The organism is Mesorhizobium sp. P3_A9, from assembly GCF_056402975.1.
Genome location: NZ_JBFUGJ010000208.1, coordinates 1 through 10644, shown reverse-complemented (window position 1 = coordinate 10644; position 10644 = coordinate 1). Strand labels below are relative to the sequence as shown.

The 10644-nt window shown below is 64.4% G+C and carries 10 protein-coding genes; 3 read left to right on the top strand and 7 right to left on the bottom strand.

The features are described from left to right. Nucleotides 1–130: 130 nt before the first annotated feature. The 5 genes from AC1DX0_RS23600 to AC1DX0_RS23580 form a co-directional block, all read right to left on the bottom strand. A complete protein-coding gene (locus AC1DX0_RS23600; RefSeq protein ID WP_477221092.1) occupies nucleotides 131–1138 on the bottom strand; it encodes an ABC transporter substrate-binding protein in 1008 nt (335 codons plus the stop codon). 261 nt (nucleotides 1139–1399) lie between these two features. Beyond that, nucleotides 1400–2131, bottom strand: a complete 732-nt coding sequence (gene hutC / locus AC1DX0_RS23595) for a histidine utilization repressor (protein ID WP_477220892.1) — start codon at nucleotides 2129–2131, stop codon at nucleotides 1400–1402. A 31-nt stretch (nucleotides 2132–2162) separates the two neighbouring features. Then, nucleotides 2163–3188, bottom strand: a complete 1026-nt coding sequence (locus AC1DX0_RS23590; RefSeq protein ID WP_477220891.1) for a zinc-dependent alcohol dehydrogenase — start codon at nucleotides 3186–3188, stop codon at nucleotides 2163–2165. 15 nt (nucleotides 3189–3203) lie between these two features. After that, a complete protein-coding gene (gene hisD, locus AC1DX0_RS23585; RefSeq protein WP_477357024.1) occupies nucleotides 3204–4526 on the bottom strand; it encodes a histidinol dehydrogenase in 1323 nt (440 codons plus the stop codon). Nucleotides 4527–4608: 82 nt separating this feature from the next. Then, on the bottom strand, nucleotides 4609–5382 hold the full coding sequence (locus AC1DX0_RS23580) for an SDR family NAD(P)-dependent oxidoreductase (protein ID WP_477220889.1): 774 nt from the start codon (nucleotides 5380–5382) through the stop codon (nucleotides 4609–4611). Nucleotides 5383–5612: 230 nt separating this feature from the next. On the opposite strand from AC1DX0_RS23580, the gene AC1DX0_RS23575 reads away from it, so the two are divergent. Both AC1DX0_RS23575 and AC1DX0_RS23570 read left to right on the top strand, forming a co-directional pair. Then, nucleotides 5613–6716, top strand: a complete 1104-nt coding sequence (locus AC1DX0_RS23575) for a histidinol-phosphate transaminase (protein WP_477220888.1) — start codon at nucleotides 5613–5615, stop codon at nucleotides 6714–6716. A 135-nt stretch (nucleotides 6717–6851) separates the two neighbouring features. Next, nucleotides 6852–8135: an NAD(P)/FAD-dependent oxidoreductase gene (locus AC1DX0_RS23570; RefSeq protein ID WP_477220887.1), complete on the top strand. Its 1284-nt coding sequence runs from the start codon at nucleotides 6852–6854 to the stop codon at nucleotides 8133–8135. Nucleotides 8136–8189: 54 nt separating this feature from the next. Here AC1DX0_RS23570 and AC1DX0_RS23565 read toward each other — a convergent pair whose 3' ends face one another. Continuing rightward, entirely contained in the window at nucleotides 8190–8996 is an 807-nt protein-coding gene (locus tag AC1DX0_RS23565) for an SDR family NAD(P)-dependent oxidoreductase (RefSeq protein WP_477220886.1), read from the bottom strand. Then, nucleotides 8993–9847: an NAD-dependent epimerase/dehydratase family protein gene (locus AC1DX0_RS23560; protein WP_477220885.1), complete on the bottom strand. Its 855-nt coding sequence runs from the start codon at nucleotides 9845–9847 to the stop codon at nucleotides 8993–8995. The genes AC1DX0_RS23565 and AC1DX0_RS23560 overlap by 4 nt, the downstream gene beginning before the upstream one ends. 233 nt (nucleotides 9848–10080) lie before the next feature. Between AC1DX0_RS23560 and AC1DX0_RS23555 the strand changes: the two genes are divergently transcribed. Continuing rightward, nucleotides 10081–10644: cysteine hydrolase family protein (locus tag AC1DX0_RS23555; protein WP_477357022.1), on the top strand; the 564-nt coding region annotated here is incomplete at its 3' end.

Below are 10644 nucleotides of genomic sequence, written 5' to 3'. Positions count from 1 at the left end.
AGGCACGCCGATCCCGGAGGATCGGCGGCGCCTGGCTTGCTTTGTGGCCGCCTTTGGCGCGCGGCGCGCCAAGCCGGTTTTCGCGGGCGGCTCTGCGGACATCTGCGTTACCACCGCGATCCGGCCGTTGTCATTCCGCCGCCTTGACGAAGGACGGGTCGATCATCTGCTCCGGCGTCACGTCGGCCTGCAGCAGCTTGGCGTTCTTGGCGGCCGCTTCGACATCGGCGAAGGTCTTGGTGGTGAAATCACCGGTGAGCGCCGTCTTGTTTTCGGCGAGCGAGTAGTAGCGCACGCCGTCGAAGGCGGTGTTCAGGTCCTTGACGTCGGAACCGACCGCCTTGGCGATGATGGCGCGGCCGCCAGGGGTGTCGGCATTGTAATCCTTGAGCGCGGCGTCCCAGCTCTTGATCATGGCCAGCACCTGGCCGGGCCGCGACTTGATCACCTCGTCGCGCACCACCAGCACGTCGCTGATCAGGCCGGGATCCTCGCCGGCGGTGAACAGCAGCTTGACGTCCTTGTTCTGCGCCATGGCGACGGTGAGRTAMGGCTCRTAGGTGACCGCGACCGGAACCTGACCSGCGATCAGCGCGCCGCCGGCGTCGGACGCCGGCATCGGAACGGCTTTCACATCGTCGATCGACATGCCGTTCTTGGAGAGCGCGTATTTGAGCAGGATGTCACTCGTCGTGCCTTCCTCGAAAGCAACCTGCTTGCCCTTGAGGTCCTTGATGGAGGTGACGTCCTTACCGGCGATGATGGCGTCGGCCGTCATCGAGACATCGAGCAGCAGCACGATCTTCACCGGCAGGCCGGCGGCGACCATGCCCATCGCCGTATGGGTCGCGATGTTGGCGGCGTCGAGCTGGCCGCTGGCGAGCGCGGCGTTGATGTCCTTGTCCTCGGCGAAATTGACGATCTGAACGTCCGACAGGCCGTTCGTCTTGAACAGGCCCTTGGCGTCGGCGACGTGCCACTGGCCATAGCCAAGCCAGGGCTCGATGCCGATCTTGAACGATCCTGCCTCGGGCGTCGTGGGAATGGCCGCATCGGCCGCGTGGGCCACTGGCGCGGCGGCGAGCCCGACGGCGGCGGCCATCACGAGCGCGCGAAATTGTCCTGCTAGGTTACGCATCATCTAGTTCCCCTTGATGATCAGACCGCTTTTTTACCCAGGCATCCGGTCTGGTGAGACTGTGGGGTTCTGCTCTCGCGGCACTGTGCCCCGGCGTCTTGCCCACCACTTCATGGTGAAGTGCAGGGATATTTCAGCGTCAGCGGGAACGGATGTCAAGGCTAAAATACATACATGCATATACAAGTTGGACTGACATAAATTTCCTGCCAATTCGACCCATCAGCCTCCCGCCATCTGTCACGCAATCGCCCGTTGCCGTCAGTTGGGCTTGGAGGGGGAATAGCGGCTGCCGAGCGAGTAGCGGCTGCCGACATAAGTCAGCTTGCTGATGGTGGCGACGATCGCGCCCGTCCATGTCCGTCGGTGCAGAAACAGGCAGCAGCTGCCGACATCGATGCTCAGATGCCGCGCCGTCTCCGCGTCGGCCGGGATGGCGGAGATGATGTGCTCGACCTCGGTCACCGGGGTTTTCTGCATGAGGTAGTCGTAGGTCGCCGTCTTCGAAAAATCCTGCTTGTCGTAGTCGGGGATCAGGCTCGGATTGACGAAGCGCTCTTCCAATTGCACCGGCAAATCGTTCTCGAAATTGACGACGACCGAATGATAGATCGAGACCCGCTTCGGGAACTCGAACGACAGCGCGAGCTCCTTGGTTGGCGTGATGGTTTCCAGCACGAGCACTTCGGAGCGATGCCGGTTACCGCGCTCGACGATCTCGGCCGCGATGTTGTTGATCTCGATCAGCGTCGATTGCGGCCTGGGCGGCGCGATGAACGTGCCCACACCTTGCAGCCGGATCAGGAATCCCGCCGCGGTCAGTTCCCGCAAGGCGCGGTGAACCGTCATCCGCGATACACCCAGCGAGGCCACCAGCTCGTTTTCGGAGGGCAGCTTGCGGTCCTTGCCCCACCGGCCCGATCCGATGTTGGTCAGGATGTAGTCCTTCACCTTCTCGTAGAGAGGGCTCGCCGTATCGGGCAACTCGATCATTTCAAAGTCCTTTCCGGCAATTTATCGGAAATCACGCCGGCTCAACAGGTTGCCGTATGCGGATGATTGTTTTCAAGCCGTCGCTTTGCCCCGCCAACAACCGCTCATAGGCAGCCGGTATCTCGTCGAGGCCGATCTCGCGATCGATCAGGGCGAGCAGCGGCTCGCTCAATTCACCCAGCATTCGCACGGCGTCGGGCAGTTCGTCGGCGAAGGCATGGCATCCCAGCAGCGCGATTTCGCGTTCGACCAGAAGATTGGGATCGATGTCGAGACGGCCGTGGAAGATGCCGACCATCGCCACCGCGCCGCCGGAATCGAGAATGCCGAGCAGCTGGGTGAATGCGGCGATGCTGCCGGTCGCCTCGACGGCGGCCAGCAAGGGGGCATTGGCGGTCGCGGCGGCAATGGCGTCGCGGTCGAGGTCGACAATTGTTGCCCCGGTCACCCGCGACACGCGGGCGCAGCGCGCCTGGTTGCGGTCGGCGACAAGCACGGTGCCGGCGAAGCTTCGCGACAGCAGCAGCGCGGCAAGACCACCGATCGGCCCGCAGCCGACGACAAGCACCGAGCCTGCCGTCTTCGGCAGACGCCGCACCGCATGCAGCGCAACGCTGAGCGGCTCGGCCATCGCCGCGACCCGCTCGTCAAGCGCCGGATCGACGACATGCAGCAGACGCGCGGGCAGCACCGCCTGTTCGGCGAAGCCGCCGTCGCAGACTTCGCCGACGAAGCCCAGCGAAGTGCAGAGGTGCCGCCTGCCGGCCCGGCATTGCGCGCAGTGCCCGCACCAGAAACGGGAATCGGCAACCACCCTGTCGCCGACGGCGACGGTGTCGACGCCCTCGCCGAGCGCGACCACCGTGCCGGTCAGCTCGTGGCCGGCCGTCGAAGGCGACCGGCTTATCCATTGGCCGGTGCGGAAATTGTGCAAGTCCGAACCGCAAATGCCGGCGGCATCGACCCTGAGCTTCACCCAGCCCGCATCCGGGATGCCCGGCGAAGCGATATCCTCGACGCGCAGATCGCCAGGTCCATAAAGCCGTGCCGCCTTCATCGCGATCGTCTCCGCTCAGCCGGCGAGGTAGCGGTCGCGGATCTCCGAGACCGCGTTTTCGTGCGAGCTGAAACCCTCGTAGCGGGCGAGCCTGCGGGCATGCATCGCCAGTTCCGGATAGGCGGCGGAAGTGACATAGCCGACCGACGAGCGCTTGACGAAATCCGTCACCGAGAGCGGGCCATAGGTCCGCGCCCAGCGGCTGGTCGGCAGCACGGCGTTCGGCCCAAGGACGAAGTTGGCAAGGGTCACCGGCGTATGCGGGCCCATCAATATCTCGGCCGCCTCGGTGATGTGCCCGAGATGCGCGAACGGCTCCTTCGACAGGATTTCGAGATGTTCGGGCGCATAGTCGTTGATGAAGCGGTAGCTGTCTTCCAGCGACGCGGTCAGCACGATGCCGCCGCGCTTGCCGGTCAGCACCGCGCGCGAGAATTCCACGCGCTGTTCGGTCATCCGCGACCAGTGTTCTGGAAKTGCKGCWAGSGCKGCTTCGGCAACCTTGCGGCTGTGCGTCACCAGATAGGCCGAGGAATCCGGCCCGTGCTCGGCCTCGATCAAAAGATCAAGCGCGGCAAGGCCGCCGTCGACACTGTCATCGGCAAAGATGATGGCTTCCGACGGGCCGGCCGGCAGGCCGGTGTTGATGATCGACGACAGCACGCTCTTGGCCGCGACCACCCACGGGCTGCCCGGGCCGACGATCTTGAGCGCGGGCTTCACCGTCTCGGTGCCGTAGGCGACGGCGGCGACGGCCTGGGCGCCGCCGCATTTGTAGACRGCGCTGACGCCGGCGAGGCGCGCGGCGACGAGGGTCGCCGCATCCACCGAACCGTCCGCTGTTGGCGGCGTCACCATGGCTATCTGCGGCACGCCGGCGATGACAGCCGGAACCGACGTCATCATCGTCACCGACGGAAAGGCGCCCTTGCCGCGCGGCACGTAGAGCGCGACGGACGCGATCGGCGTGTAGCGGTCGCCGGCATAGGCGCCCGGCCGGACTTCCTTGAGCCACATGGTTTCCGGCTTCTGCTCCTCGTGGAAACGCCTGATGTTGTCGATGCCGAAGCTGATGCTCTCGACAACATCCTTTTCGACCTTGTCGAATGCCGCGTCGAACTCGGCCTCCGAGACCTTCAGTCCGCCCTCAGCCACATTGGCCTTGTCGAGTTCCCTGGCGAAGCGGATCAAAGCGGCGTCACCCTCGTCTTTGACGGCCTGGATGATCGGGCGGACCTTTTCGACGAAGACCGACAGATCGGCCTCGGCGCGTTTCAGCAGATTGGCCCGCTGGGTGGCATCGAGCGATGACAGATCGTGGAAGCTGATGTCGGACATGGGTATTCCTCTTTGCTAGAACGCAACGTGCCAGCCGGTCACAGTGCGGAAGATTTTGATTTCGAACCTATGGCGAGCCGCCTCAGATCGATGCGAGAAAACCGCCATCCACCGGAATGGACTGGCCGGTTATGTAGGCTGCCGCATCCGAGGCAAGGAACACGGCAACGCCGTGCAGGTCTCGTAGATCGCCGAAACGGTGCTGCGGGATCTTGGCCAGCATCGACTGCTGCCATGCCTCGTTGCTGTAGAACACATCCGTCATCGCCGTCCTGAAATAGCCCGGAGCGATGGCGTTGACCCGGATGCCGAGATCCGCCCACTCCACTGCCAGCGCCCGCGTCATGCCGAGCAGGCCGGACTTCGACGAGCCATACGGCACCGCGGTCGGAATGCCGACTTCTGAAGTCAGCGAACAGAGATTGATGATGGCGCCGGGCCGGCCGGCTTCGCGCATCTGCCGCGCCGCCGCCTGGGCGCAGAAGAACGCGCCCTTGAGATTGGTATCGACGATCCGGTCCCACAACGCCTCGTCGACATCGAGCGAGGGTCGGACCTCTTCTATTCCGGCATTGTTGACGAGAATGTCGAGACCGCCAAGCAGGCTCGCGGCCTCGGCGGTGGCGGCCCGGCAACGGCCGACATCGGTGACGTCGAGGGCAACGGCATGCGCCACCCCGCCAGCCGCACGGATCGCCGCTATGATCTCCTCGAGGGAGGCCAGACTGCGCGCGGTCACCGCGACATCGGCGCCGGCCGCGCTCAGAGCCTCGGCAATGCTGCGGCCGATGCCTCGGCTGGCGCCGGTAACCAGCGCCTTCCTGCCGGCGAGATCGAACAGAGAAGCATTGCGCATGTGATCCTCCTTGCCGGTGTCGGTTCCCGCTTCGATGTCGAGACTATCAGATCAAGTTACATATACAAGCATATACAAACCATTTCGGCTACGCTACTCCTGACAAAAATTCGCCGCATCAGCGCGCCCATCGGTGACCTGGCTTGCCCCGGGACGATGCCGCGAAACCCGGCATTTGAGAACCCGGCCGAAGACGGAAGTCGATCGGCCAACCGCAGAGGAGCCCGCTCGTGTCGAAAGCTTCAGACATGGTCCGAACCGAAGTCACGCGCCTGTCGCCCTACAATTCCGGACTGACCATCGCCGAGGTCATGCAGCGATACGCGCCAGTCAGGATCGCCAAGCTGGGCTCGAATGAAAACCCGCTTGGCCCGAGCCCGACACTCGCCACGATGATGCAGGCCGGCGCCGAGATGTTCCGGCTCTATCCGGATCCGGCCGGGCGCGAGCTGCGCCAGGCCATCGCCGCCAGATATGATGTCGGCGAGGACCAAATCATCCTCGGCAATGGCTCGGAGAATCTTCTCTCCGTCATCAGCCGTGCCGTGTTGCGGCCCGGCGATACGGTCGTCACCCTTTATCCGTCATTCCCGCTGCATGAGGACTATGCAACGCTGATGGGCGCGACCATCAACCGCGTGGCCGTCAATGACGATCTCACCATCAACGCTGACGCCCTGATCGAGGCGGTGCGCGAACGGCCCCGCATGCTGCTGTTTTCGAACCCGATGAACCCGGTCGGCAGCTGGCTCTCCGGCGGTGACCTGTCGCGGGTGCTGGACGCAGTCGGGGACGAGACGCTTGTTGTCATCGACGAAGCCTATGCCGAATATGCCGAGGGCGACGACTATGCCTCGTCCCTGCCTGACCTCGGCAAGCGCGACCGGTCCTGGATCGTGCTGCGGACTTTTTCCAAAGCGTTCGGGCTTGCCGGATTGCGCATCGGCTTCGGTATCGTCGGTGACCCGGAATTGCGCGCGCTGCTCGACCGGGTGCGCACGCCGTTCAACGCCAATGGCGTTGCGCAGGCCGCAGCACTCGCGGCGCTCAAGGATAAGGAACACCTCGCCAAGGTCGTCGCGCTGGCCAAGGCGGAGAGAGCCCGTGTCGAGAATTTCCTGACGAGCAAGGGCCTCGAAGTCGCCCCTTCGCGAGGCAATTTTCTGTTCTTCAACTGCCGGCAAAATGCCTCCGCCTTCGCCGAGGGCCTGCTGCGTGAAGGTGTCATTGTCAAACCCTGGAAGCAGGAAGGTTTCGACAGCTATGTGCGCGTCAGCATCGGCTCGCCATCGGAGAACGACCACTTCATGGCCGCCCTGACGCAACTGTTGTGATTTCCCAAAAGCATACAGAATTGCCTTGCGCACACCGGGCACGATATCCGAGGGTCTGCCAATTCCGTGGGGTCCCCCTCGCGGACGCAGTCACGCCACCATCAGACCAGTCACCTTGTCGTAAGAGCCTGCCCTATGCTTGAAAGCAGCCCGCCCCGGAGCCTCTACCGCGAAACGGCCGGCGGCACCGCCAATTACCCTGCCCTTGCCGGCGCGCAGCGGGCACGGGTGGCCATTGTCGGCGGTGGCTTCACCGGCCTTGCGACCGCCCTGCATCTGGCGGAAGCCGGCGACGACGTTGCCGTGCTCGAGGCCCAGCAGCCGGGCTGGGGCGCGTCGGGCAGGAATGGCGGCCAGGTCAATCCCGGGCTCAAATACGATCCCGACACGATCGAGACGATGTTCGGCCCCGAGCTTGGGCCTCGGATGATCGATTTCTCCTATGGCGCGCCGGATTTCACCTTCGGCCTGATCAGACGCCTGTCGATCGCATGCGAGGCGCGGCAGAACGGCACCATACGCGCGGCGATCCGGCCGAAGCCGGAAGCCGCGGTGCGGACCACATCAGCGCAATGCGAACGGCGAGGAATGCCTGTCAGCATGCTTGACGCGCAGGCGATGGCAACGCGCACGGGAACCGACAGATACATATCCGGCATGTTCGACGCCCGCGGCGGCGACCTCCACCCCTTGAAATACACAATTGGCCTGGCAACCGCAGCCAAGAGCGCCGGCGCGCGGGTATTCGGCGGCAGCGAAGTGCTTTCGCTGAAGAGGGAGGCCGGACGATGGCTCCTCAAAACCGCGAACGGCTCGGTCAGCGCCGAGAAGGTTCTTATCGCGACCAACGGCTACACCGGAACCCTGTGGCCGGGCCTGGGGCAATCGCTGGTTCCGGTGTTCAGCGCGATCGCGGCGACCGAACCGCTTGCGCCGGCGGTCGCGGCCGCAATCCTCCCCGAAAGGCCCGTCCTCTACGAGGCCGGCAACATCACCGTCTACTACCGCATCGACGCCGAGAAGCGCCTGCTCATGGGCGGCCGCGGGCCGATGAAACCCATCGGCGATGCGTCCGCCATCCGCTACCTCACCGACTATGCGCTGCGGCTCTGGCCGGTGCTTGCGGGAACACGCTGGACGCACGCCTGGAACGGCCGGGTTGCGATCACCAAGGATCACCTTCTGCATGTTCATGAGCCGGAAGACGGCGTGCTGATCTGCCTTGGCTACAATGGCCGTGGCGTCGCCATGGCCTCGGCGATGGGCGCCGCCCTGGCGCAGCGCCTGCGCGGCGACGAGGCGACGCCGTTTCCCATGCCGATATCGCCGCTCAAGCCGATCCGGTTTCACCGCTTCTGGCCGCTCGGGGTGAAGGCCGCGATCCTTTCGGGGCGATTGAAGGACCGCTTCGGCGTCTAACGCGAAGAGTTCGTCCCGACGCGACGGCCTATCGGACGGCGACGGCTTCCTTACCTAACAATACTTTGGAAACGCGTCGCCGGCCGGCGCGTTGGCCCAGCTCTGCAAGGTCTGGCCGCCGTCGATCAGCCAGTCGACACCGGTGACATGCTTTGCCTCGTCCGAAGCGAGGAACGCCACGGCAGCCGCGACGTCGTCCGGCTGGCCGATACGGCGCAACGGGATGCGGTCGGCGAAATGCTGGACGCTGCTCTTGAAATCGCCGTCGCCGGAGGCCGGCACGCCGAGCGTCGTCTCGATCACGCCCGGGCAGATGGCGTTGACGCGGATGCCATAGGGCGCGGCGTCGAGTGCTGCCACCCGCGTCAGCCCGACCACGCCGTGTTTGGAGGCGACATAGCCGGCGCCGCCCGCAAGCACGTCCCAACCGGCCATGGACGAGCCCATATTGACGATCGAGCCACCGGCCCCGGCCTTGATCATCGCCTGGAGCGATGCCTGCAGGACGAGGAAGATGCCGCGCAGATTGATGCGGATGATGGTGTCCCAATCCTCCACCGGCAGTTCGTGCACGGGAGCGACGACGCCGGAAATGCCGGCATTGTTGAACACCACATCCAGCCCGCCGAATGTCTCGACGATGGTTGCGACGGCGCCGCGCACAGTCTTCTCGTCGGTGACGTCGGCTTCGATGGCGATGGTGTTGTCGCCGAGAGCGCGAGCCAGCTCGCGGGCCGCAGCGCCGTTGCGATCGACAATGGCGACGCGCGCGCCTTCGTCGAGGAAGCGCCGGACGGCAGCGCTGCCGATGGCGCCGGCGCCGCCGGTGACAAGGACCTTCTTCTGGTCGAACCTTTTCATCCCTCGGTCTCCGGCTGTGGATAGGAACGCCATGAATGCTGTGGCTCGAAGCCGAGCGTTTCGCGCGCATGGATCGTATCGAGCATGGAACCGAAACCGGCGATCGGCCGCGACAGGGCAACGCCTGGATAGACCCGGCGCACCAGCGCTTCGGTTTCTTCTTCCATGAAGGTGTCGGCAGCGCTGAGCAGGACGCGCAGATGGCCGTCGCCTTGCCATTCCAGCGCCCGCAGAAAGCCCTGCCCGGCATCGCGCGCGTCGAGATAGGCCCACAGGTCGCGGGCGCTGTCGGCGGTGGCGCGGCGCGGGCCGACGCCGGCGAAGAAGGATTGCGGGGTCTGGATCCATGGCATGCGGATGCTGACCGCCGAAAAGGCACTTCTGCGCACCGCCGCGTCGACGATTTCCTCGCCCAGCCATTTCGACAGGCCGTAAGGGTCCTGCGCGCCGACCGGATGGTTCATATCGACCGGCAGATATGGCGGAACGACCGTCTTCTCGAAGAAGGGATAGCCGAAGACGCTGAAGGACGAAGCATAGACGAAGCGCCCGATACCAGCCATGGCCGCGGCCTCGACGACATTGTAGGCGGTTGCGACATTGGTCTTGAACACCTCGCCGCCGGCCCGTCCTGTCGGGCGCGGAATGGCCGCGATATGGACGACGGCATCGCAATCGCGCACCAGCTGCAGGGTCGATCCCAGATCGGTCAGGTCGGCGGTGGCATGCCGCCACGGTGCCGTGCCCGGCGCCACGGTATCGATGCCCGTGACATCATGACCGGCCGCGACCAGCGCCGCCGCGACATGGCGGCCAAGCAGGCCACTTGATCCGGTAACGGTCGTCCTCATGTCTCAGCCCTCGGCCCGGCTCGGTCCGGATAATTGAATATCATTGATGGTCATACAAATCGAACACTTGATCGGTGTTCCTTGTCAACGTGATTTCGTGGCAAAAAGCAACGTGGGCACGTCTCGGAGCGGCTTGCGCAGGCTTGGCAATCAGGCTTTGCTTCGAACGGGATTGACTTGGCATCTGCGACAGTTTTTTGTATGAGTATCAACGATCGACAAAGGAGTCCGCCATGGCCGTGGACGTTTTTTCCTCACATCGGCACGATGACGCGATGCGCCTTGATCCGCAACGCGCAGCCATTATCGTCATCGATATGGTCAACGAGTTCTGCAAACCCGGCGGGGCCATGGTGCTGCCGGGATATGAGACGCTGGTGGCGCCGCAGCTGGCTGTTATCGAGGCCGCCCGCGCGCGCGGCGTGCCGGTGATCTGGGTCCATGATGCGCACCGGCCGGGCATGCGCCGCGAGCGCGAATGGGTCAAGCGCACGCCGCATTGCGTGGAGGGCAGCTGGGGACCGGAGATCATCGAGGATCTCGGCGCCCGCGACGATGAGATCCATGTCATCAAGCGGCGCTACTCAGCCTTCTTCCAGACTGACCTCGATCTGACGCTCAGGGATATGCAGGTCGACCAGTTGGTCATCTTCGGCGTGGTCACCAACATCTGCGTGCGATCGACCGTCCACGACGCCTTTTTCCAGGGCTATGAGGTGGTCGTGCCGAGCGATTGCTGCGCGGCGACGGGACCGCGCGAGCAGGAAAGCTCGCTCTACGACATAGCGACGCATTTC

Coding starts and splice junctions, on each gene's coding strand:
- hutC (WP_477220892.1), bottom strand. CDS start 2,131: ATGATCGAGTTGCCCGATACGGCGAGCCCTCTCTACGAGAAGGTGAAG.
- AC1DX0_RS23590 (WP_477220891.1), bottom strand. CDS start 3,188: ATGAAGGCGGCACGGCTTTATGGACCTGGCGATCTGCGCGTCGAGGAT.
- AC1DX0_RS23580 (WP_477220889.1), bottom strand. CDS start 5,382: ATGCGCAATGCTTCTCTGTTCGATCTCGCCGGCAGGAAGGCGCTGGTT.
- AC1DX0_RS23570 (WP_477220887.1), top strand. CDS start 6,852: ATGCTTGAAAGCAGCCCGCCCCGGAGCCTCTACCGCGAAACGGCCGGC.
- AC1DX0_RS23565 (WP_477220886.1), bottom strand. CDS start 8,996: ATGAAAAGGTTCGACCAGAAGAAGGTCCTTGTCACCGGCGGCGCCGGC.
- AC1DX0_RS23560 (WP_477220885.1), bottom strand. CDS start 9,847: ATGAGGACGACCGTTACCGGATCAAGTGGCCTGCTTGGCCGCCATGTC.